General features: G+C 32.5%; 19 protein-coding genes. 4 read left to right on the top strand and 15 right to left on the bottom strand.

Annotation, left to right across the window (positions count from 1 at the left end):
* Positions 1–111 precede the first annotated feature (111 nt).
* Both EMN46_RS16310 and EMN46_RS16305 read left to right on the top strand, forming a co-directional pair.
* Positions 112–840 (top strand): hypothetical protein, encoded by a 729-nt coding sequence (locus EMN46_RS16310; protein ID WP_154201887.1) that lies wholly within the window; start codon positions 112–114, stop codon positions 838–840.
* Between the two features lie 9 nt (positions 841–849).
* Positions 850–1,443, top strand: coding sequence for a response regulator transcription factor (locus tag EMN46_RS16305; RefSeq protein WP_154201886.1), 594 nt, complete (start codon positions 850–852; stop codon positions 1,441–1,443).
* Positions 1,444–1,462: 19 nt separating this feature from the next.
* On the opposite strand, the gene EMN46_RS16300 is transcribed toward EMN46_RS16305, so the two are convergent.
* A complete protein-coding gene (locus EMN46_RS16300; protein WP_154201885.1) occupies positions 1,463–5,125 on the bottom strand; it encodes a PAS domain-containing sensor histidine kinase in 3,663 nt (1,220 codons plus the stop codon).
* Between the two features lie 144 nt (positions 5,126–5,269).
* A complete protein-coding gene (gene rlmH, locus EMN46_RS16295) occupies positions 5,270–5,743 on the bottom strand; it encodes a 23S rRNA (pseudouridine(1915)-N(3))-methyltransferase RlmH (RefSeq protein ID WP_154201884.1) in 474 nt (157 codons plus the stop codon).
* Positions 5,744–5,997: 254 nt separating this feature from the next.
* Here rlmH and EMN46_RS16290 point away from each other — a divergent pair, with 254 nt between their 5' ends.
* The gene (locus EMN46_RS16290; protein WP_154201883.1) at positions 5,998–6,393 is read left to right on the top strand and encodes a DUF4783 domain-containing protein; all 396 of its coding nucleotides are present in this window, start codon (positions 5,998–6,000) and stop codon (positions 6,391–6,393) included.
* A gap of 74 nt (positions 6,394–6,467) precedes the next feature.
* Here the strand turns inward: EMN46_RS16290 and EMN46_RS16285 are convergent, their stop codons facing one another.
* The 5 genes from EMN46_RS16285 to EMN46_RS16265 form a co-directional block, all read right to left on the bottom strand.
* Positions 6,468–7,151 (bottom strand): uracil-DNA glycosylase, encoded by a 684-nt coding sequence (locus EMN46_RS16285; RefSeq protein WP_154201882.1) that lies wholly within the window; start codon positions 7,149–7,151, stop codon positions 6,468–6,470.
* Positions 7,152–7,372: 221 nt separating this feature from the next.
* Positions 7,373–8,878: a glutamine synthetase family protein gene (locus tag EMN46_RS16280; RefSeq protein WP_154201881.1), complete on the bottom strand. Its 1,506-nt coding sequence runs from the start codon at positions 8,876–8,878 to the stop codon at positions 7,373–7,375.
* Positions 8,879–9,514: 636 nt separating this feature from the next.
* The gene (locus tag EMN46_RS16275) at positions 9,515–10,942 is read right to left on the bottom strand and encodes a bifunctional UDP-sugar hydrolase/5'-nucleotidase (protein WP_154201880.1); all 1,428 of its coding nucleotides are present in this window, start codon (positions 10,940–10,942) and stop codon (positions 9,515–9,517) included.
* A gap of 114 nt (positions 10,943–11,056) precedes the next feature.
* Complete coding sequence (locus tag EMN46_RS16270) at positions 11,057–11,983, bottom strand: nucleoside recognition protein (protein WP_154201879.1); 927 nt, start codon at positions 11,981–11,983, stop codon at positions 11,057–11,059.
* 152 nt (positions 11,984–12,135) lie between these two features.
* Complete coding sequence (locus tag EMN46_RS16265; RefSeq protein WP_154201878.1) at positions 12,136–12,993, bottom strand: LysR family transcriptional regulator; 858 nt, start codon at positions 12,991–12,993, stop codon at positions 12,136–12,138.
* Positions 12,994–13,114: 121 nt separating this feature from the next.
* Between EMN46_RS16265 and EMN46_RS16260 the strand changes: the two genes are divergently transcribed.
* Complete coding sequence (locus tag EMN46_RS16260; RefSeq protein WP_154201877.1) at positions 13,115–13,849, top strand: SDR family oxidoreductase; 735 nt, start codon at positions 13,115–13,117, stop codon at positions 13,847–13,849.
* Positions 13,850–13,912: 63 nt separating this feature from the next.
* Here the strand turns inward: EMN46_RS16260 and EMN46_RS16255 are convergent, their stop codons facing one another.
* The 8 genes from EMN46_RS16255 to EMN46_RS16220 all read right to left on the bottom strand — a co-directional run bounded on the left by EMN46_RS16255 (position 13,913) and on the right by EMN46_RS16220 (position 25,038).
* Positions 13,913–14,368, bottom strand: coding sequence for an aminoacyl-tRNA deacylase (locus EMN46_RS16255; RefSeq protein WP_154201876.1), 456 nt, complete (start codon positions 14,366–14,368; stop codon positions 13,913–13,915).
* Positions 14,369–14,558: 190 nt separating this feature from the next.
* Positions 14,559–14,939: a DUF2007 domain-containing protein gene (locus tag EMN46_RS16250; protein ID WP_154201875.1), complete on the bottom strand. Its 381-nt coding sequence runs from the start codon at positions 14,937–14,939 to the stop codon at positions 14,559–14,561.
* A gap of 306 nt (positions 14,940–15,245) precedes the next feature.
* The gene (locus EMN46_RS16245; protein ID WP_154201874.1) at positions 15,246–16,007 is read right to left on the bottom strand and encodes an MBL fold metallo-hydrolase; all 762 of its coding nucleotides are present in this window, start codon (positions 16,005–16,007) and stop codon (positions 15,246–15,248) included.
* Positions 16,008–16,857: 850 nt separating this feature from the next.
* A complete protein-coding gene (locus EMN46_RS16240) occupies positions 16,858–18,930 on the bottom strand; it encodes an ATP-binding protein (protein ID WP_195715291.1) in 2,073 nt (690 codons plus the stop codon).
* A gap of 673 nt (positions 18,931–19,603) precedes the next feature.
* Entirely contained in the window at positions 19,604–20,029 is a 426-nt protein-coding gene (locus EMN46_RS16235) for a BLUF domain-containing protein (protein ID WP_154201872.1), read from the bottom strand.
* Positions 20,030–20,142: 113 nt separating this feature from the next.
* Entirely contained in the window at positions 20,143–22,488 is a 2,346-nt protein-coding gene (locus EMN46_RS16230; protein WP_154201871.1) for a TonB-dependent receptor, read from the bottom strand.
* A gap of 693 nt (positions 22,489–23,181) precedes the next feature.
* Positions 23,182–24,003 (bottom strand): hypothetical protein, encoded by an 822-nt coding sequence (locus EMN46_RS16225; RefSeq protein ID WP_154201870.1) that lies wholly within the window; start codon positions 24,001–24,003, stop codon positions 23,182–23,184.
* Between the two features lie 657 nt (positions 24,004–24,660).
* Positions 24,661–25,038, bottom strand: coding sequence for an endonuclease domain-containing protein (locus EMN46_RS16220; RefSeq protein ID WP_154201869.1), 378 nt, complete (start codon positions 25,036–25,038; stop codon positions 24,661–24,663).
* Between the last annotated feature and the right edge of the window lie 145 nt (positions 25,039–25,183).

The raw sequence follows: 25,183 nt of genomic DNA, 5'->3' as shown, positions 1-25,183 counted from the left end.
CTAATTTATAAATGAGAGCTCTATTCTGACTATATAGTCTGTTTTTGAGCTCTCATCTTGTTATCTAGAGAATAATGTGTAATTTGAACATCAATCAATAAAATAGGTCGCATGCGTATTACCAAGGATATGAAAATGGCAGATGTCATTCAAATGAATTACATGTTAATACCTGTGATTCATCGATTCGGAATTAATTTAGGATTTGGCGATAAAACGGTGAAAGAAATCTGTGAAGAGACTCAGGTTGATCTTAATTTTTTTTTACAGCTTGTAAATACTTATCATGATAAAGACTATTTCCCAAAAGAGGAATTACAATCAATTCCTTCAAAAGATCTTGTTGCTTATCTTAAAATGACTCACTCTTGTTATTTAAATGATAAACTATCTGAAATAGAGGACTTAATTGTGGCATTACAACATACTGAATCTGAAGATAAGAAGTATATTTTGTTGATCAAGGATTTTTATGAAGCTTATAAGAATGAGATGACTGAGCATATCATTCATGAGGAGGAAGTTGTTTTTCCCTACGTTTTAGCTGTTGAAGAAATTTGTAAAACAGGCGTTATTTCTGAAAAGAATCAGAAGATATACGATTCATTTTCTATTTTGAAATATCAAGATGTGCACGATGATGTAGAAGAAAAATTGATGGACTTAAGAATCATCATGATTAAATATCTAACACCTCCATTAGATGCTAGTTTATATCATAAAATTATACAAACCTTATTTATTTTGGAACAAGACTTAAGTTATCATTCTCGAATTGAGAATAAGGTTTTAATACCCAAAATTGTTGGTATGGAGAAAATAATTTCTGAAATGAATTAAACTGGAGCTATGAATAATATTAAAATAGTAGTTGCCGAAGCTTCATATTTAATTCAAAAAGGTTTGGGAGCTATTTTGAAAAAACTTGGCGATAATCTGATAGTACAGGAGATGGATAAAGCTGAAGGTTTATTTGAAAGTTTTAGTTCTTTTAATCCTGATATTCTTATATTAAATCCGGATTTATTTGAATCGAGTACCGAATTGTTGAAAGAAGATTGTGCTAAGCTAGGTGATTGTAAACTTGTAATTATATCGAATGGTGAGGAATTGGAATCAAAATATTCAGCCGATGCCTTTCTTCATTATAATGATGGGCAAGCTAAAATTATTTCTTGTTTAGAAGGGCTGAAAGATGAATTGATTAAGAAAAATAAAAAAGAAAATTCATCTGAACCAATTAGTGCTCGAGAGAAGAATATATTAAAGCATATTGCCCTTGGCTTGACTAATAAGGAAATTGCAGATCAGTTATTTATTAGTATTCACACCGTAGTAACACATAGGAAAAATATTACGCATAAGCTAGGCATTAAGTCAGTATCAGGTTTAACTGTTTACGCTATTTTGAATGATTTAATAGCTATGGATGAAGTTAAGTAGCTGTAGGTAATAGTTATGGTTAACTTTGTTTAAGTTTAGGTATTTTAATGTAGAAAGTACTGCCTTTACCAAGTTCTGATTCGACCCAAATTTTTCCACCAGCTTGCGTTACGTTATTTTTTACGATAGCTAAACCTAGTCCCATTCCACTGGATTTTGTTGTGAAATTTGGATAGAAAAGTCTTTCCTTTATGTTAGGATCAACGCCTTTTCCATTATCCGAAACTGAAGTCAACCAATAGCCATTTTCTTTTTTCAGATCTATTTTAATTATTCCTGCTTTATCGTTAGGAATAGCCTCAATTGCATTGTTTAAGAGATTGACATAGATTCGCACAAATTGTTCTCTATCAAGGCTAGCCATAGCTTCATCAATTCCATTTAGATTAAGCTTTATGTCGTGCTTATCGTTTTGATAGAGTGATAAGGCATGTTTTAAGATATCAACTAAGTTTAGAACCTCTAATTTTGATTCTGGCATTTTAGCAAAGTTAGAAAATGCCGTTGCAATGGACGAAAGTGTATCAATTTGATGAATTAAAGTTTCGCTGAATTGCTTTAAGTGTTTTCCCCAATCTGGCGATTGATCATCGTAACGACGTAATAGAAATTGAATACTCAACTTCATTGGTGTAAGTGGATTCTTAATTTCATGAGCTACTTGTCGAGCCATTTCTCTCCAAGCTGTTTCCCTCTCCGATTGAGCTAATAGCTCAGCCGATTGTTCTAAATCCACGAGCATTTTATTGTACACTTTTATTAGACTTCCAATTTCATCATTTTTAGTATACTCAATTGCTGTACTATGTTTGCCAAGTTGCGTGCTCTGTAATTTGTTTTCAATTAATCTTAAGGGTTGCGTAATTTTATTAGAGATGATAACTGAAACGAAAATGGCTATAAGAATCATAAATAGGTGTAGGTTGATTCCAGTTAGGATTAAGTTAATAAGCTCTGATCTTAGATCTTGACTTTTTATAAAATAAGGGAGGTTTATGAAAGCCAAAAGTTTATTATCAGCATCAACCAAGCTTTCGTATGCTGATAGATATTCCATACTTCCAATTTGTTCCTTATGAATAAAATGGGTTCTTCCTTTATGGAATAGCTGATAGAAAGCAGAGAAATTCATTTGTTTCCCTTGTACTTTTTTATCAAAAATTTCGTGACGAGAAGAAGCTATGAGCTCACCTTTGATACTGTAAAGGTGTATGTCAGCAAAAATTAAACTTGAAATTTGTTGCAGCCTTTCGGTGATTTCACTTTTGGTTGGATTGAGTTGAAGTTCAGGAATAATCTGTTGTTTTATTATTTGCAGTTTTTCTCTTAATTCTTTATTGTGTTTTTGGTTGAACTGTTCGATATTATAATAAACACTACCGCCTCCAAGAAGAAGAAAGAAGAGCATTAATACGGCAATAATGGAATATTGAATTCTATATTTAAAACCATATTTAAGTTTTAAATGCCAGGGAAATCGTTCAATAAATGCTATAATAATGGTGAAAATATAGAATAATATAAAGATATACGGAATAGATATAAACCTTTTAAGCCAAGTGATTTCTGGTGAGCTTAGAACAAGAGAGTTTTCACCAAAGCGAAAGATAAGGTGAGAATAATGGTCAAGTTTTTTCCAAGCATAGGTTTCATCAGATTTGCCAAAATCCGCATCGTTTAAGTAATAATTGAATTCTCCTGATGAGGCAATTAGTTTACCATTTCTATATTTACCAAATGAGTAATCTTTACCAGAGGGTTGTAATTTAATTTTTTCATCAAGAAGAAGGTCGGGATATCCCAAACCTTGAGATATTGATTTTGAATCTAGACGAATAAAAATGCAATGATTCTGTTTCTTTTGAGTTTCGATTTCAAGTTTTCCCAAGTAGGATACCATGCCATCGTATTCATTTAGATTGTAAAAATGACTACCAATAATAAGTTCACCATTCTTTAGAATCATCTCTTCGAAAAACTCATAGCAGTTTCGAATTTGATTATCAGGTTCAATATTTAGTTCGTCTGTCTCACCACAAACTGTGATTTGAATATGAAATTGTTCCCAGTATCCAATTAATAGATTATTTTCTAAATAATTGATAATCTTCGTTTCGTTACGAACAGGTTTTATACAAAGTTTTTTTAGTAGTGTGTCTGATTTAATCTGTTTCTCAAGTTCAATAAGTAAGGTCTCAGATGTTGGGCTGTTTTCCGAAGATAAATTTAGAGTTTCAAGAACCCGAGCTTGTTTTTCCTTTTGCTCTGCAAATGTGTTTATTCTATTACTTATAAAAATTGAAATAAAGAGCAATAAAGAAATGAAGAAGGTATGATAGTAACTTGCTTTTACAAATTCATCGATAAGAATAAGTGCAATTAGTATTGAAAGTTCAAAGCCAAGGCCTAACCAATCTATTTGTATTCCCATCACTGTTTTCAGAAGGGTATATACTCCAAAAAAAAGTAGAATTACTAATAATCTTAAAGGTGTTGATATTTTATCTTTTATGCTTCGGTTTGTTAGTTTACCTAATAGAATGAGACCATAAAAAAGCTGTATTAATACAACTAATCCAAACATGGAATAAATCCAATTGGCTTTGATCTCATACATTTGAAATGACATGCTAGAATCTAAAACCAGGTTTTTGAATAGCATGCTTATTGTTGCATACAATAGAGAAAAGAATATTAGATTAATGATTAGAAATATGTAATTGAACGATAAAGCCCTATTTCGAAGCAAAACCTGATATGGAAAATAGGTTGTGTATGTGTAAATGAAGCTAAAAATAAAGAAGCTATTTATGGCGAAATCCCCCAATGATGGAAAATAGAACGAGGAGGCAAAAAGTACAGGAGAGAATAGTTCCATGCTTGAGAAAACATTCGGAATGCCTTTACTTAGCATGATGTAGCGAAGCCAAACTAGTAAGAAGCCAAACACAATAATTCCGATACTTCGAAACCATAATTTTCGACGTACACGTATAATTTGTATGGCTAGTAATACGCCACACAATAAACTCAATAAATAGAAATATACTGCCTTGTTAAAATCAGGTTGAGATAAGAAATTATCTTTCTCTTTTTCTAAATTGAAAAGCGATTTCCCTTTTGTGTTTTTAATTGCGTTCTCATCATCTTTATGAAAATGGATGATGTAAGAATCAGGTAAATCGAATGCCTTTGCGAAATGCTTTTTTAAATATTTGTTTTCGTAAGTGTATTCCTTTTGAATTAATATTAAACCAAGTAACTGTTCTTCGCCAACTCTTAATTTCTTAATATAAAACCATGAATTGTCGATAAACTGAACTTCAGATTCAAAATGCCCATTGATAATGGATGGTGTAAGGTCGATAGAATTATTGCTCCAATATATTAGGCTGTCATTATCGAGAGCAAATAATAGTAAATCTTTGTCTTTTAATTCTTTTTCCTGTTTACTTAGGTTATCATTGTCCGAAATAAACTTTTTCTCTTTAGATATAGAATTAGCTAGGCTTGCTAAATATTGGTCAAGTAGAGCTTCTTTTTCAAAAAATACTTCTTGGAAATCATCAAGTTTCGTTTGAGATTTCTTGTCAGTATTTGCTTGATAGTCTGTTATTATTCCAATAATTATTGAAAGTAGAAAGACAACAAGAAGAGAGATGATGAGTTTATATTTTTTCAAGATCAAGGATATAAGTGATAAGCTATGAATTCAATCCAGATCGTTTGCGCAAGTATGATGCCAACTCTTTTAAAATATCAATAATTTAGCGAACCTAGATTGAGATTTATACAACTCTTAAATTAGCATAATTTAGTGAGATCGTCAAATGTGATGATAAGGTTCATTACGCAGTATGGTCATAGCTCTATAAAGCTGTTCTGTAAAGATCATACGAATCATTTGATGTGAAAAGGTCATTTTAGAAAGGGATACTTTTCCTTGAGCTTGCTTGTAAACATCGGGAGAGAAGCCGTAAGGACCACCAATTACGAAAATAAGGTTCTTAATGCCACTCAACATTTTTTGTTCAATAAATTGTGAAAAAGCTGTTGATGAAAATTCTTTACCACCTTCATCCAACAAAATTAACAGATCACCACTTTTAACCTGCGATAAAATCAATTCGCCTTCCTTTTGCTTTTGTTGCTGCTCAGAAAGATTCTTTGTATTTTTAATATCAGGAATAATCTTCATTTCGTAAGGCATGTAATGAATCAATCTCTTTTGATATTCCTCAATACCCTTTATCACAAAGTCTTTGTCAGTTTTCCCTATAACAAGTAAGCTGGTTTTCATGTTTGATTTATTGCTTTATTAAACAATACTTAGAGTCTATATTCGACTATTTACCCTTTATATGTCTAAAATAAATAATGAAGTTTTAATAGGACAAAGATAGGTTGAGAAGATTTGAAATGAAATATTAAGAGGTGCTTTATCATGATAATAAGCGAAAAGTTAAATTTTTAGTACATTCTTATTACCTTGCGTTTGAAATTTAGCATGAAATTTGTACTAATGAGTTTGAATTTACAATAAAAAATCATTTTATGAGATTTATAAAATACATACTAATTATTGCCATTTTGGGTTTAAGTGTGACAACTTTTGCACAGCAAGAACAGAAATTACCTAAAGGTTTGGTTACTGCTTTTGAACAAGGTAATAGCATTAGTTTGGCTGCATTTTTTAGTGACAGAATTGAGCTAAAAATTCAAGATAAGGAAGCAATTTATAGCAGATCGCAAGCTAAGCAGATAATGGCTAAGTTTTTTGCGAAATATAAACCCAAGAGTTTAAAGAAGAAACATATTGGAGGTAAAGCTAATGCGCCTTATTTTATAGGAACTTTACTCACTAATAATGGTAACTTTAGAACAACATTCCTTTTGAAGGGGACAGGAAATAAAGCTATTATACATCGCTTGAGTATTGAAGTTGAATAGTATTTAAATAAGAAATAAAAATTAGGGGCTATCGATAATTCGATAGCCCCTAATTCTTTTAAAATCTTAAGTTTTTATCCTTCGTCTGATTTTAATTCCCAGTTTATAGGTTCGAAGCCTTGTTTTTTTAAATACGTATTGGTTTGACTAAAAGGCTTGCTTTCAAAAAAACCTCGATGAGCTGATAATGGAGATGGGTGAGCCGATTTAAGAATGAAATGTTTTTTTCTATCTATTTGAAGTCCCTTTTTGTGAGCATATGCTCCCCATAAGATAAATACAATTTTTTCTCTTTTTTCAGATATGGCTTTTATGGCTGCATCGGTAAATTCTTCCCATCCCTTATTCTGATGAGAACCAGCTTCGTTGGCTCTTACTGTTAAGGTTGCATTAATAAGGAGAACACCTTGTTTTGCCCAATCTTCTAAATTCCCTTTGCTCGAAATAGGAATGTTTAGATCTTTATTAAGCTCCTTGTAGATGTTACGCAAGCTTGGAGGAAATCTCATCTTATCATTTACTGAAAAGGCTAAGCCATTAGCTTGGTTTGTACCGTGATATGGATCTTGACCAAGTATAACAACCTTTATATCTTCGAAAGGACACGTGTTAAAGGCTCTAAATATTAATTCTTCAGGAGGATATACTTCATTCTCTTGATATTCGGTATCAACAAATTCTTCTAATTGCTTGAAATATGATTTGTCAAATTCAGGACATAGATGTTCTTTCCAGCTATCGCTTATGTTTTTATTCATAATTTATTTGGTTTTACGCGAAGGTACGATTAATTGATGAGATGGTTTTATATCAGAATTCATGCGATTTTATTATCGGAATATTTAGCTGTTAAGTGGAGAAAACTATTCTATATGGAGAAAATAAGGAAGGGATCTCAGCTAATTGCTGAAATCCCCTTTGCTTGTTAGTTGGTAGTTTATGTTTGGTTTGTTGTATAATAAATTTTTAATTCAGATGATTACATGCAGTGGATGTATTTTTCCACAAGCTCCATTATCTGTTGATGATTACCCAAGATACGATCGTTAAGACCATTATCTTTATAAGCCTTAAGCTTAGCAGCAACTGCATCGATACTTCCCTCAGGGAAAATATTGTTTTTTTCGAATATTTCACGATTAGCTAATAAGCTTTCCGCGCTTTCGAAACAGCAAGTAGGTAGTTGTTTTAGTTTTTCAAGTTTATCTGAGAAATTTGAATTGAAAATATTCATGTCTGCATATAAAGCTTTAGCTTTTTCTAATGCTTTTTCGTCTTCTAAACCGTGTTGAACAGCTACGATTAAACCAGCCACTAACATGTAGATATCAGCAGATCCGTCAGGCACGCGGAACTCGAAAGTTTGTTTGCTTGAGAAATCACGCGTATCGGCTATTTGTTGAGGATTTACTTTTTTAACCATATCCTTAGAGCCTAACCATCCTAGCGGTACACGCACCAATACCGAACGGTTACGATCACCCCAACATACGTAAGTAGGAGCTTCTTGGTGAGGAACTAATCGGAGATATGAAGTAGGAATTGTGTTACCAAAAGCAGTTAAAGAACTGGCAAGATCCATAATACCAGCAATACCTTTTTTGGCCGTATCGCTTAATTTTCCATTCTCAACACATAGGTTTTTACCGTCTTTTTCAAGCATCATATGAATATGAAGACCTGATCCGGCTTTACCGACTGTTATTTTTGGAGCCCAACTTACTAAGGCGCCTTCGCGTGCAGCCAACATACGAATAATCCATTTACCAATTAATAATTGATCAACAGCATCTTCAGCTTCAACAGGAATGAATTCAATTTCATGTTGTTCGTAACCATCTTCGCGAAGAATAAAGTTACCAACTTCCGAGTGTCCATACTTAATTTTACCTCCACATTGAGCAATAAGAAACATCGCTTCTCGACGTAGGTTTTCCCACTGTGTAAATGGCTGAGAAGCGTGATATCCTTTCTGATCTTCACCAGGATAGAGGTCAGCTTTTGCACTTTTAATATAGTATTCAAGCTCACCCATAGCTTTAAAAGTCATGCCTGTTTTTTCTTTGAAACAGTCGTGAGCTTTTTTAAGAATATGTTCAGGTGCGCTCTCCAAAGGATCTCCTTGAGCATTAAAGAAAGAACAAAGAATGTCTAGTGTTGGGACTTCCGAAAATGGGTTTAAGAAAGCAGTTTTGAAACGAGGAATGACGTATAGGTCACTAGATCCAGCTTCGATAAATGGGAAAAGACTTGAGCCATCAACACGCTCACCAGAACTTAATATACTATCTAGGTGATTGCGATCAGTTATAATAAAGTTTAATGTTTTTAATTTACCATCGTTAGCAACGTAACGAAAGTTGATCATTTGAATGCCATTTCCTTCGATGTAACGAATCAAATCCTCTTTTGTGAATTCATTTGGCGTTTTCTGTAAATATTGAACCAGTTTGTTTGGGTTCAATGCAACTGAAGCATTTGTCATGATGCGATTATTTATTTAATGTTTGTGTTTTTAGCTTTGATTGAAGAGGGTATGTCTTGCTATGAACTCATTATAATAGATGTAAATTATAACGATTGCATAATTATATATTGGTCCCTCTTTCAATTGCTAAAATAGATGAGATGTACCATGCTTTCCAAGTAGAATTGTGGAAATTTAATTTCCTTTAAAATATGTCTGTACTGCTTGTTTTTATTGGTGTTGGAGTGGTTTTTTGACTGGTCGGTTCGATTAGTTTTATATGTTGTGCAACATGTAAATTGTCGCTATCATATTCTTCAAAAGGTGAGTTTTGCAGGATGCCCCCTTGTCGTTGGTGGGGTGATTGAAAAAGGATGTATATAAAATTAGGTAAATCCCTATAGGGCATGTAGTGCTCTCAAATTATAAGTAGTAATTTACGTAAACTACCCTGTTCTTGGTTTACCCCCTAGTAAACGTCATTTTTTACCATTGAGTTGTGAAAAAGAGAAAGATTTTATACTAAAAATAGGTCAAAAATAGATTGAGCCCCTAAATTTTACAGCTATTGGATAAAATGTCAATTCAATACTGTTAAGTAATATGTTTTTGTAATAGATTTTACCATTTATAAACCCTTGTTATAGAGAAGTTCTATTCCTTATCCGTAATGGTAAGTCTATTTTCTAGGCTTGGATGTAAGGTTTTTCTCTTCTCGCAATATGCGTAAAGAGCCTCGTAATCGGTAATGGAATGAGCTTCGTCAATTAATATTTCATAATCGTCTTCTAGTTTGTGGAGGAGGTATGAGTTTAGGCTCAGTGTTAGCCATTCTTCGTCATTAAGTTCCTTATTGTTCTTTTGGATTTTAATTTCTTTGCTTTTAGATGAGTATTGATAGCATATGCCAGATACTTGTAGAAGATTTCCGTTTTCATCTTCTGCTGATTGTTTAAGAATTTCTTTTAAATCGGAAACAGTTAAAGCTATTTGGCAGATTTTATTGCCAAAAGGTAATAACGAGCGAGCAGATTTTACGGTGAATTCTCCAGCGGGAATATCAGCACGAATTCCAGATCCATTAATTATTGCAACATCAGATTGCTGAAGTTCTCTAAAAGCATCTGTTATGAGGTTGCCAGCTAAACTCTCTTTATAAATTCCATTGCGAAAGCTTAATGGTGTTTCAAGGATACTTAGTTTTCGTGAAAGCTTTAGTTCTAAATCATTTTTGTAGAACTGTTCCAATTCATGAAGTCTAGAATCGGGTGTAATTGTACTATCTATAGGCGTAATTTCAATTTGTATTTTCTTGTTTTTTTCTAAACGAATTCGAGCTAGTGAACTCATATTGCCAGCAGTCGACACAATTGGAACACTTCCTTTATAAAAGATATTACTTTCGTACTCAAATTGTTCTTCAGTTAATATGAGATCTACTTCTGGAAACAGATCTAATATTTGTCTGTTTTTCGCTAAATTGGTTTGACTAATTACAACGAGGAAGTTGGCATTTTGTATGTCCTTATTTTTTAGAACAGTGGTAAGTGCGTCTATTAAATCAAGTTGAATAACACAATCATCTTTTACGCTTGTATTCATAGCATCGGTTAAACCTAGCAAGGCAATTTTGAAACCATCAACTTCTTTAATAATATACTTTGGTAGATTGGCGAAGGAGTCACCATCTCTATTTTTAAGATTAGAGCTAAGCCATTCTGATTTTGACTTAGCCAACAAACTAATGCAATGTTGAGCACCATAGTCGAATTCGTGTTGTCCAAAGTTGCATACATCAACTGGTATTTGATTGAAGGCTTCGATCATAGGCAGACCTTTATACATGCCTCCAAATAATACACCACCACATAAATCGCCACCATGAATAACAATCGTATTTGGATTAGATTCTTTAGCTTGATCAACGAGTGTTTTTAATCGTGCTACACCACCACGTCCACCATCAACATCATCTACAGGGTATATTTGATGTGCATCAGTGAAATAGAGTAAATCAACTTTCTGAGCTTGAGAAGAAAATGATAAAAGTAGAAAAATGAAGAATAAGAATCTGTGAAGCATTTTGATTGATAATTATGAGCTGGTTTTTAAAAGGCTTAAAATTAATAATTTCAGTAGATATATCTATCAGTAAAATGATTAGAAAATATTTTTTGATAAGCGTATCTGAGATTATTAGTTGTTACTTCTGATGGAATTCTCGATGCGTCTTAGCCAAACAACAACTATTGCAAACAGAACTCTAGGAATAATAAGAATAGGTATGGAGTAACCAAGGCTTAAAAACAATAAGGGATCTTCTAACTGTGAATGTGATATGGCTAAATGATGATTAAGGAGATCACACTCTTTTTTGTTGAGTTGACCTTCTTCAGATTTTTGAAGCATAACGGCCGAACCATAAGCTAAACCAATGGTGTTTCCTATCATCCATAGGAATGAAGACTCTTTGGGTAAGCCCATTAGTTTCATAAATGGAGATAAGGGTTTGGTTAGGTATTTTAAAATGCCAAATTCCTCTAAGCATCTTTGTACTATAAGAAGTCCGTTAACTAGAATCACAATTTTTAATAGAGTGGTTCCTATTTGTGGTAACCATGTTAGAATGGTTTGATATAAATCGCTACTCTGATTTTGATATAAATAAGACCCATCTGAAGGACTACCAGGTAGAATAAAATTGAGGATTCCACCAACAATGAAGCTAGAGATTAGTCTAAGTAAGAGCATTCGTGTTGCTGACGATCCTGTTTTTTTTAGAATAGCCGTTTCGATGAGGAAGCCATGAGATATTAAGCACATAACAGCTAAAATAGTACCGTCGCGAACGGGTAGAGCTAGTGTTGTTAGTACGGCAACTACAGAATAGATATTTGTAAAAATGCTTGTGATTAATACCAAAGCTGCAACACCTGGTAAACCGATTACTTTAAAAATAGGACTGGTATATTCAGCCATAATGACCAGCAAACCGAAGTAATCTAATAAAAGAACGGCAAAGGAAACGGGTAGTGTTAGTTTAATAAGCCATATAGAGGTTTTTAAACCTGAAGGCAACGCCTGTTTCACACACATTAATAATCTGTTCTTGAAATCTTTCATGATATGCAGTTTGCAAGTATTAGGCTGCAAATCTATAAAGAATTCGTTTTCTCACCGCAAAGTGGCTAAGTTTTTACGCGAAGTTTGTAAAGAGATAGGTTGTAAGTTGTTTTTCAATCTAATCTGCAGAAATTTTTAATTCATCCCATTAACTATCGATCTAAATATTCAAAACTTAAATCCTCCTTCGATAGGAATTCAATAAGATCGGCAAGTGCTTTATTCTTTAGACTATTTTTAGAATAGGATAGACCAATCTCTCTATAATACTTAGGACCAATAAAAGGTTTAATCTGGAAACCATTCCAACCGCTTGCGAATTGTTCGGGAAGAAAACTAATGCCCAAGCCAGCCATTAATAACGTAAGCACTTCGGTTTTGGTAGAGCTGTTGGCTATCGTATTCCATTTTGCATTTTTAGAGTTTAGGATCGATAAGCATTGCTGATGTGCTTCACATGGTGGACAATGAATAAAGGGTTCTCCACTTAAATCGTTAAGACTGATTTCGTCTCGATTTACCAAGTGATTGTTGTCTGGAATGCAGAGCACGTAATTTTCTTTTCCTAATGGTAGAAAAAGGTGTTCTTCAAATTTCCACTCACGTACCAAGAGGTTGACTTCGCAATCACGACTAATAGGTCTAATATCCCATTCTATATCGCCAATTTCGGTCTTTACTTTTTTGAAAAACTCACTCTTAAATTGTTGTGATAGACTATCGGCAATACCAATGATGACTTTCGGACGGAACTCACTTTCCTTAAACATTGTGGGGATGGCGTTCAGTTCACCTAATATTCGTTTAGCAATGGGGTACAGATAATGGGCATCTTCTTTCATTTCTACTCCTCGTTTATGGCGAGTGAAGAGTTGCTTACCTATGAGTTCTTCCAATTGTTTTATGCCATTTGAAATACTGGGCTGCGATACAAAACATTTTTCAGCTGCTCTCGAAAGGTTGTGTTCTTCGTAAACGGCTACAAAAAATCGAAGTAATCTCTCATCCATAAGGCAAACTTATAATATATATTAGAAAATAGTATTTTGACGGCATAAAGATAGTGAATAGCTTTGCACGTAAATGATTAAAAGGAAACTATCGTTATAAATATTTTAAATATATATCATCATGAAAACGAATAATAAAGGACTAATCGTGATTACTGGAGCTAGCTCTGGCTTTGGAATGGAAATGGCAAAGGCGTTTGCGAAGGATGGATATCCAATGTTATTGTTGGCCCGAAGAGTTGAAAAGATGGAAGCTATGAACCTTCCGAATGCCATCTGTAAAAAAGTAGATGTGACTGATAGTACAGCGTTTGAAGCGGCAGTAAGAGATGCTGAAGCCAAATATGGTAAAACAGATCTTCTTGTGAATAATGCAGGTATCATGTTGTTGGGCGAAATTGCAAATCAGGATCCATTGGAATGGAAGAAAATGCTCGATGTGAATGTGATGGGGGTAATGAATGGCATGCAGATCGTGATGAATGATATGAAAGCCAGAAGAATGGGAACCATTATAAATGTATCGTCTGTTGCAGGTGTTCAACCTTTCCCAACTCATGCGGCTTATTGCGCAAGTAAATATGCAGTTTCGGGTCTGACTCAGGTTGCACGTGGCGAAATGGCGTCGCACAATGTTCGTGTTTTATATATTTGTCCAGGTGCGGTTGGTACTGAATTGTTGGGTCATACTACCGATAAGGCTATTATTGAAGGTTACGAGCAATGGAAACAGTCGGTAGGTGCAGTGAACATTACGGCTGCAGATGTAGCGAGAACCATTAAGTACGCTTATGAATTACCTCAAGCTGTATCTTTAAGAGAAATTATCATTACCGATACGATGCAGGATGCTTAATAATTTGTAAAAATAGATCTGACCAAAGATGAATTTAAGGGTATGACTTTATTGAGTCTGCCCTTATTTTATTAAGTCAACAGTTTTTGCATCTACGACTTTTATTAAATCTTCGGGTTTTAATTTAACTCGAAATTTCACCTTCCCACCACTTACAACAATCTGGTCCATATCAGCTGAACTTATTTCTAAGAAGGTTTTGTATTGCTTTTTCATACCAATGGGTGAACAGCCACCTTTTATATAGCCTGTGTTTGGTAATAATTCTTTTTCATGAAGCATTAATATTTTTTTTTCATGAGTAGCTGTAGCCGCTTTCTTCAAATCTAATTCCTTTGAGGTAGGAATAATAAAAACATAAATTTCCTTGCTCATGCCGTGCGCGACTAGTGTTTTATGAATGAGTGCAGCATCTTTATCAGGATTATCTGGAGTACCTAGGGGCCTTGATTTTGATTCGTAGTTAATTTTATTTTTATCTAGAATTCTTAGTGCGTTTGTTTTAATTACTTTGCTCATATTTTTTTTCAATTGATGAGGCGAAGTTAGGAAATCTTGCAATTTCACGCAAAATGCGTCAAGTTTTTATATGCTATGTTAGCAAAGAGAGATTTCAGGTTGATAAATCTGTGAAATTTTGGATTTCTTTTGTTTTTACCGCAAGGACACAAGGCTTTTAGCAAAGTCCATAAAGAATTGTCTCGTTACATTAGAATTCAGCCTTACAATCTTGGCATTTGTACACAGTTTTTAGATTGTTGAAAGGTATAGAGATGAAAAGTGATATTAAAATGACAAATATCTTTTTGATTTTGTTTTTTCCTAAGCTAAACTTGATGTTTGTCGATTGACATTCTGGACAGATTAGTTCTTGTTTGATGTTCAATTCTAAAATTTTACTTGCTTCAGCGTAATCAGCATCACTAATCATGATTTGTATGCCCGAATTTAAGATACGGGTATAATGAGGCATTAAATTTGAGAAATTTTCATTAGTTATAAAAGTCTCTATGCCTTCATTTTTAAGGCGACCTTTAATTAGATAAGCTTCAACAGCAGTATCACATGTCATTAATCTAATAACGCTCATAATTTTAATTTATAGGAATATGACTGATTTGTAATGAACAAAAATACACAGTAAAGAAATGAAAATAAATTAAACTATAAATATAAATTTCAGATTGAGATGATTCTTTGATTTACTTTTCTCATTAAGGTGTATATAAAATTATGAATTCCTTAATATGATAATGTTCTACGGGTAAAAGTGCAAGTTTAGCAACTTGAGCGAAAGACTAAAAATAAGATTTAATGATGATGGATGAAGGGATGAAATTAAAAAAAAACGCAAACAATAAGTTAGCGGTTATATAATTATTCCTTACATGTTTATCTAAAGTTCAATAACATCACCTGTTGCATATTTGATCGTATCAAATTCATTGTAAAAACGAGCAAGAGTAGGAAAGTCAACACAATGCATAGGGTAGAGGTGTTCTATATTTTGAGTTTTAAAATACTCAATTGTTTTTCTTACAACAGCATCATTCTTTACAGTCAGGTGAAAACCACCCACTACAGCATAAAGCTCTTGACCTGTTACCTCTTTGGCATATTCGCATATATTGCAAATGCCAGAATGAGAACAACCTGTTAAAACGATTAAACCCTTTTTTGTTTTTATTGCAATGGCAGTATCATCGAGCATCAAATCACCCTTATGTTCTCCTTTTTCGAAACTCATTTTTCTTGGAATTTGTCCTAGAAAGAAAATGCCAGGAGCGAATTCCAAGCTTGTTTTTGTGGCAATTATGTCAAAATCACGATTAAATAGTTCTGCTTTTTCAGTTGAGATTTTGTCAAGAACATCTGGGTGAAGAATAAGTTTTTTCTTTTCCTTAAATTCATGACTAAGCATACCGCTGGTGTGATCCCAATGATGATGTGAAAGAACAACAAAGTCACTTTGATTTAGATCAATCTTCAAAGCTTTAGCATTTTGTTTGTATAAATCGGTGTGTCCTGTGTCTAAGAGAATTTTAACCTGTTCTGTTTCAACAAAAGCTGAAAAGCCCCATTCTGATCTACAAAAACGGGCCGCTCTTTTACTCGTTTCATTCTCGCAAAGAATGGTTATTTTTGTTTGTTTTTCCATGGTATTTCTATTTGTATGATAAACGAAGGTATTAAGTTTATTGTTAATATCCTTTTTCTTCTATTTCCTTTCTAAACTTTTTTCGCAAAAGATTATTAAAAGAAGTCATATCAATAGAAAATTATGGCTTTGGTTAATCTCCTGTTCATATTGATAATACCTAAGCTTTATAGGTGATGTGGTATCGTTTATTTCGTATACTTGCGAGACTTGGCGAAACATACTTTTTTGAATCTGTGAATATAGTTAAGTATTCATAATCATAAACAAATTGTCATAAACAGTTTTGTTGTTTCTATAATTTAGGTTCTAAGTCGATTTATATGGGTAATATGTCTTTACTAATTTTTTTAATGATTTTAGCAATTGGGCTTTCTGCCCAAACCCGACATCATTTCTTGTCTTGAAACAAGAAACGAAGCAAAGAAATTCAAGGCTACTTTTTAAATGTTTTTCTTATTTGCCTCAGACTTAAGTGCGACTAGGTGATTTTCGAACAAGTTCTCAACTTCCTAGTCTTTCTAAAGCCTTCGTTAAACAAAAATCATTAAAAAAAATGCCAGCTCTTAATAAACTCAAAAAAAACATTACCATCATTTTAATACTAGAGTTAACTGTTTTTATATCAAAATATTAGATAGTTATAATAAAAATATTTATGATGCTATTGGTTTTTTAGCTTACTTTTAAAATAACCCACGAAGTGTATTAATTTTAATTAGTTCATCTCTTTCATGAATGATGACTAACATGATTACTACCGCATTTTTCAAGTGTGGTTATTCAAATTTAACCAATAAGTAATATATAATAGCTACACACTGTATTCGACACAGAGTCATAATTTAAGTTATTTATTTAAAGGCAACATAAATTTAAAAATACTACCCTTGCCTAATTCGCTTTCAACCCAAATTTTTCCACCCTGTTTCTCAACAAGTTCTTTACAAAGTATTAAGCCCAAACCTGAACCTTTTTCATTTGCAGTTCCAATGGTCGTTTCATTTGTTTCAATCCTAAATAATTTATTTATCGTTTCTTCATTCATTCCAACACCATCGTCTGAAATTGCAATTTCAACTTGATTTTGTTCTTTTTTTGCCGAAATGCTTATGTTTCCGCCGGAATTTGTGAATTTAATTGCGTTGGAAATAATATTTCGTAAAACTGTTTTCAACATATCTTCATCGGCATAAACTTTAATGTCTTCTAGTTCATTCTGAATTAATGATATTTTTTTAACTACAGCTGCAGAATTTGATAGTTTTATAATTTCGTGAAGTATAGATGATAAAGTTATATTTTGGGGGTTGAAAGTAATTTGTCCATTTTGTGATTTTGCCCAATTCAATAAATTTTCAAGTAAAACAAGTGTGTTTTGAGTTGATGAGTTAATAATGCCTAAGTATTCTTTAGTTTCTTCAACATCAAATTCTTCCACATTTTTAATTAGTAGATCTGAGAATCCCAAAATGCTATTAAAAGGACTTCTAAGATCATGTGCAATTATGGAAAATAGTTTGTCTTTTGTTTTATTTAGCTTTTTAAGTTCGTTTTCGCTTAATGTCAGCTTATGAATATTTTCTTCAAGCATTAATTTTTGCGAGTTTATAAGATAATGCTGACTTTTTAATTTTATATTTTTTTGTCGTATTCTATGTAAATAATAAAAGACGACTACAATGATTAAAATTAAAAATGCGATTATTGCAGTTGCAATTGTAAATTCAGATTTCAATCTAATTTTATCATTTTCCAACTTTTGATCCTTAAGTTTATGTTCAAGGTTTTGTTTTTCGGTTTCTTTTATCTTTTGTTCTTCTTCAAATTCACGCAAAAAACTTGCGATTTTTTTATGCTGTAAAGTGTCTGTAGCATTATTGGCCAATTCTGCAAATTGATATGCTTTTTGGTACATTTTCAAATGAGAATAAGCTTCACCTTTCTTTTTGTAGATTTCAGGAAAAAGTTTGTTTACCCCAATTGGAGATGATAAGCGTAGGTATTCATCAAAGAAATTAATTGACTCCTTGTATTTTTCTTGTTTAAAAAGCATTTCTGCCTCCCTACGAAAAGATTTTGCCTTAATATGTTGATATGGATACTTTTCAAGAGTTTTATTTGTAAGATCAATATAATATTTAGCAGAGTCGAATTGACTTCGTTCGGTGTAGTAGCTCGATAATGAAAGATATAGATTTTCTATGGTGGGTGGATTCTTTATTTTAGGTAGTAGCTTTAATATTTTATTGTAAATAGGTGTAGCCTCTTCTAATTTATGATTCTTTAGTTTTAATATCCCAACATTAGAGTATGTAATTGACAGATCTACGTAATCCTCATTTTTTTCATCAATACTAATAGTTTTACCATAATTTAAGATGGCAGCATCGTAATTTCCGAGATTTGTGTAGATAGTTCCAATATTATTGTAAATAGTCGATAAGCTCGATGAGTCTTGTAATTGTTCCGCAATTTTAAGCGCCTTAAAATTATAATCTAAACTCTTTATTTGTGCAGAACCAAAGGAATAAATATAAGCTAAGCCTCGGTAGCCGTCTAAAATGTTTGGATAATTTTCTAAATCAATAAATAGGTTAATTGATTGATTAAAATGGTCAATAGCTCTTTTGAACATATCCTTTTCCAGCATTGCTCTAGCAGTGTATGAATGTGCTATTGCCAATCCATATTTGTAGTTAATTTTTTCTGCAAGATTTATTGCTTTGTTGCTGTAAAACAATGAACTGTCGATACTAATTGCTCCAAATGAATATGAAATTTCATTATCGTTATCCACAACAACTTCCAAATTAGATTCGTTTAAATTATGTTTTTTTAAAGAATCTATTATTTGTTGGTCTTGAGCATTTATTGTTGTAATTCCAATTAAGAAATATATTAGGGTAAATATGTATTTCATGATTATTTTCATGTAATTTTTTAAAAGAAGATTGGAGAATCGCTAATTAGTATTCTATTTTAAAATTGCCTCGCCTAGATTTAAATTATTTATTTTGTGAATGATCTAGGGGTATATTTAAATACTCAGATTATTTCGTCTAAGGTTAAACTTAAACATTTAATAATCTCTTGTTTTCTGATTTTTTTTTCTCGGAAATTTCCAATAGTTTTTGGATTAAATAAGATATGGTATCATATATCAGTCTTTTTTATCTTTTACGAAACGTAATGGGCCAATATAATAATTATGGGAGGGTATTCATAGGCATATAGAAGTTTCTTTTATGTTGTTTTTGTTGCGTTTGGTAAAGCAATAAGAACTTTGGGACTATTACTGCATGTTTATGATACCATTAAGAATTTATCTATTGAATTGGAGAAAGAAACAGAATCTGAGGTTTCATTTTGAAATCTAAACCTTAAATTTTTCAATCTACTTCAGCATTATGCTTTGGGATTAAATGAATATAGTGTCTATAAAATAAAATCTTAGTTAGTTTACTGATTGTAATTGTTATGAATCTACAATCATGAAAACAATCAGTGTTCCATAAAGGGATAAAGATGTTATCTGCTAAACAATTGAAGACCTTATTTGATTGTTTGATTTCATTAAGAAAACATAGACTGTATTAGGTATACTGGCGAAAACTATTCAAAAGTTTTACAACCTGCTTGGCAATTCCGGGTAATGCTTTCGAATCGAGTTCTTCATTCATTAGTCCTGAAAAACCAGGGATTTTTTCCAAATCTTTACTGTTGATTACTTTAAAACCCATGGACCAATCGGGGAATGACCGTTCTGCAATTGGTTCTGTAAGTAGTTCAATAATATTAGTATGACGCTTGTCATTTTTAACAAGCTTAAAAAGCGTTTGGATGGCCTCCTTTTCTCCTTCAATCACTTGAATAAAACTACCTTCATTATAAAGCAATAAACCCGTAATATCTAGCTTTTTATTCTTCGCACGAATGTCAAGCAAAAAATCAGATAGTTCCTTTTCTGACAAGTCCCGATGGGAAATACTTATATATACAATATGAATTAGGTTTGACATTTAATTTTGGTTAAAAGGGTTACAATTATCAGCCATTAAATTAATTGTATCAAGTTACGGTTACTTTCCAACACAATCTAAAACTTAGATTAACAAAATAGAGGCGTTTGCCATCAAAAATCAATAACAATACCAATGGTTGGAATTGATTTTCCATCTTCCTCTGCCAGCTGAACTAGGTTACGAGGCTCTGTTATGTTTCCCTTATCATCTCGTTGAATAACGTATTCAGGGGTTTCTGGTGATTTATGCATGAGTATGTTTTGAATTTCGAAAAACAGATCTACCGAAAGTTTTTTAAAATTCCACTTTTTATCAATTCGGACATCTAATTGACTGAAAACACCCAATTTATCTTCTCCAAGTCGATTGTAATCTAAAACAATATCTGGGTAACGGGCGGTAGTTGCCTCTGTATTTACGGGAACAATTGGAGTGCCTCCTGCAAATCGATAACGAGCACTTACTTCCCAATTTTTCTTGAGTTTGTATCCTCCTGTAAAAGAAATTAAATGGCGGCTATCCCAAACTGAAGGAAGATATTTAGACCTATCGAAACCGGTAAATTCACTGTAGAAAAAGGTATATGAAAAGATACCATAAAAGCGATGACTCAATTTCTGTTGGAACAAAAATTCCAAACCATAAGCACGACCTTTCCCTACTGATTTGACTTCTTCATTTCCCAACACATTAAAATCGGCTCCTTTATTTGCCAATGAAACCTGATCTCGAACTGAAACAGGATAATCTTCGTATCGTTTGTAAAATCCTTCAACACTTATGTTTGAGGATGGCCCGAGGATTCGTTCTATCCCAAGCACATAATGATCGCTTTGGGTATAATTAATATTCTTATTTAAAAATACATCATTTTCTTTATAGCCTAAAATGGTATAAGGGGGTAATTTGAAATAACGACCAACACTTGCTTTTATCTTCCAATCGTCGATAAACTCGTATGATAAAGCCAAACGAGGTGAAAAAGTGGATAGCAAATCATTGCCTTGTGTAAAACTATCACCATCGGTTCTAAAACCAAAGGAAAAATCCAATCTCTGATCGAAAAACGATTTAGTAGCGTTAGCAAACAGCCCATACTTCATGAAATTGATTTTCGTATTGTACTGAAATCCCTCATTTGTATCGATGGTTTTATTTTTGTAATCGCTTCTCTGCGTATTAAAACCACCAACTAATCTCCAATCTTTGGTATAATAGGTAAGACTGTAACGTAATTTGGTTTCCATTTCACGCGAGTCATTTTTAAAGTACAAATCCTTCTGGTTTTCATTGTCTTTGTATCTCGAAAAATCATTGACTAACAAATTATTGCTGATGGTTGTTTGCATGAAACCTTTGCCGTTTTTAAAACGATTTTTCCAACTTAGTCCGATTGTATTGGTGCGTTGCTCTATAAAAGGAGTTTGGTCTAAAGTAGACTGCTCATCCTCATCAATAGTTCCCGATGCATCAATTTCAAATTCGTCAATAGAGCCTAAGCCGATAAGGTTTAAAGTATTGTATTTATCTATTTTATGAGTGATTTTGTACTGATAATCCCAATAATCGGGACGAATGGGTAAACCAATCATTTTAAACAAAAATTGTAAATACGATCGACGTGCAGAAATAATATAACTCGTTTTACTTTCCTTATTTTTTCCTTTAAAAAGGGGTCCTTCGTGAGTAATAGCGGCTTCGCTGGCACTCAAACGAAAGTTAGTGTTGTGTTTTCGGTTGTTTCCCTCGCGTTGCGAAAATTGTAATACGCCCGAAAGTGGATTATCGTATTGACTGCCAAAAGCTGATGTGGCCAGACTAACATCATCGATAAAAGATACATTTAACATGCCGACCGGTCCTCCCGAACTACCTTGAGTGCTAAAGTGATTAATATTAGGTATCTCAACACCATCTAGATAGTATACCGCCTCGTTGGGAGCTCCTCCGCGAATAATTAAATCGTTGCGAAAACCGCCAGTTGAAGGGGATATTCCTGGCAAAGACTGAGCAACACGTACCACATCGTTATTTCCACCTGGATAAGTTGCAATTTCAACAGCACTAAGCGTTTGTGTTGAAAGTGGCGTTTCTCGAGGTCTTGTTACCTTATTTTTATTGGATACAACAATTTCGGATAGATTCTGATTTTGTTCTAAAAGAATGAAATTGTACAATTGATTCCCTACCGATTTTACTTCAATATTATAGCGGGTTTGTCCATCGTAGCCCAAATAACTAACGACTAAATTATAGGTGTTTGGTGTTACATTCGTGATGCTGTAATACCCATTTGCATCGGTAGTAGCACCATTGGTGGTGTTTTCGAGATACACCGAAGCTCCGATTAGAGGTAAGTCTGTTTTGTCTTTTACGTAGCCCGTAATTTCAGTTTTTACTTGAGTAAAACTGTTAAAAGAGAGAAATAAAAATAAAATTATAATGTGTTTTTTCATTTTAGCCGGAGTGTTTTTAATAATGCATAGATTCAAATAACAAATGCAACCTATCTAAATTTAGCTAAAAATTTGGCTTTATTAAAATCGAAGATCATACCAATTAGATTTTGCTTAGTTTCAATTAAGTATTTAAAGGTGATATTAAATCTTCTTAATCAGTTTAAGTGATGAATCATTAAAACACACAAGGTAAATAGCATGGCTAATGCTACGATTGTTGGTGCGTTTTTCATTGATTTGGTATTGGATTAGTTTTTTATGCTTAGTGTTATTCATTCCTTTTTATCACGAAATACTTAAACAATAGATTTGCTATTTTAGAAAAACAATAAAATGTATTTACAAGAATAGGTAGTACTAGCCAACTTTTATATAGATTATATCTATGTTGTTTAACTTCTATTACATAACAATCATTGATTATTAGAAGCGTGACTATTGAAATTATTAATAGATATAGTGAAAATGAGAAATATGCTTTTAATCTATGTAACTCTGTTTTGTAATTTTTCACCTTAGCATCGTACATTACACTTACAAGTCTAGAGTTATATAGTATTGATAAAGACGTAATTTGAAACCCGAAAACAATAGAAAGGAATGAAATAAGACTAGCATAATCAGTATATTCATTACCTATCAATTTATACCCTGTGATAAGTGCAAACAGTGACAGTATAGTAAAGATTATTAAATCTCTTCCGCGCATAATTGTTCAATTTTATTAATCAATTCAATATATAATTGTTCTTTTGTGAAAATACCTTCTTTATTCTTAGAGCATCTTATTTTAAATTGTCTTGAAAATGTTTCTACGTTGTATATAGATTCAAATCCATTTTCATCTATACCACAAATCATCAATTCTTCTATTTTATTAGAACTATGAGCTTCTTTAAGTCGTCTCATGAATAATTTCAAATTAGCAGGGTCATATGATGCTTCTAAAGTAAAACTTTCAGGAGAAGAGGTTCCAGTTAGATCTTCTAATGCCTTAAATTCTCTACTATCTTGATTAAATAAGTTTTTAAATCCTGAAAATCTAATTTTGTCTACACTCTTCAAAATTGCAATAAAATCATTAAAATTTTTGTATAGCCTTTGGATAATAAATTTGCCATTTATTTCACTTTTTTGAGTTAATATATTTGATAAATATTTAATTTGCTTGGAATTAGATAAATACAATCTCTTACTTTCAAAGTGATACATCAAGAAAGATTGCTTACTCAGTTCTGCTTCATCCTCTGTTCTTTTATTCTCATCCTCTACATCTGTTTTTACATTAACTAATGTATCTCGATGTGGATTAGGTTTACCATACTCAATAGACAAAGCAAAAAAATCATTAGTCAATGTTTTTCTAAACTTATAATAAGTATTATTTTCATTTTGTGAGAAAGATGAAGGAATTGATTCAAAATCTCTTTTACATACTTCTATATGTGAAATAATAGACTCATTTGAATCTATTATTAATTTGAGTGTAGTAAATGTAATTTCTCCAATCATTTTGTGTTTTTTTAGATATTGTCTTCTCTATATTACTCACGTTTAAAATCAAGACGTTTATTTTCATTTTCAAATAGTATTAAATCTTCTATTTGATGTACAGAGCTTTAGTGTTACTTCCAATTAATTTTTTTTTCATAAAACCTGTCAACTATTCCCATTCAAGACTTATGTTGTGCAGGTTTATGGTGTTATTTTTTAAGTCTTCCAAATTTACTAAATAATTAGCATAATCTATTTTAATGTGTCTAAACTTATCTACAGGTTAGAAACAATATATATGCTAATACTTATAGTGTGTTTGGCGTTTTTGTGTTAATAAACCATCCAATTTTTCTCCTCCTTACATTCAAGGAGGAGTACTCGAGTCCAAGAATTGGATGAGGGGGAGGTGGTTTTAGATAATTCTCTTTGCTTCAAAATATTCAGCAAATAAATAATATTTAAACCACCCCGTCTGATTTTCCTCGTACCTCAGAAAACCATCCACCCCTCCTTAAAAGAAGGCGGGGAAATTGTGTTAGTTGAGAATCGGTAGTATGTTGTTATGAAAGACAAGTTTAATTTTTTTCCTCATTCCTGATTACCATCGGGATAAAAAGAGGAGTACCCGAGACCAAGAATTGGAAGCGGGGGAGGTGGTCAGAAAATTTATATTCAGCTATCTTTCTTCAGATAATTTATTTTGTGCGTTTTAATTGCCTCAATTATTTCTTCAAGAAATTCATAAACATATCGGTTTTCAAATCTTATTATGGTACAATTGTATTCTTCTAAAGTTCTATCTCGAATAATATCCTTTTCTTCTGACAGGTAGTTGTCGTGTGAAGCACCATCTAATTCTATGATTAATCTAATTTCAGGACAATAGAAATCAGCAATGTAATTTCCGATTGAATGTTGTCTCCGGAATTTGAGATTCTCGATTTGTTTATTTTTGATTGTTTTCCACAGAGTTGATTCAGCTGCAGTAGAACGTCTTCTTAGTTTCTTTCTGTATTCGATAAGCTTCGGTTTGTTGTGAATCTTTTTCATGTTAATGTATTTGAGTTATACAATTTACATAAAATATTGTTTGAGATTGTAAACCACTCCGTCTGATTTTCTTCGTACCTCAGAAAACCATCAATTTTTTCTCCTCCTTTGTTTTAAGGAGGAGTGCCCGTAGGGCGAGGTGGTA

This window comes from Ancylomarina sp. 16SWW S1-10-2, from assembly GCF_009669305.1.
In the GTDB taxonomy this organism is placed as follows: domain Bacteria; phylum Bacteroidota; class Bacteroidia; order Bacteroidales; family Marinifilaceae; genus Ancylomarina.
Note: the sequence above shows the minus strand (reverse complement) of the source record. Positions and strands in the feature narration are given on the sequence as shown.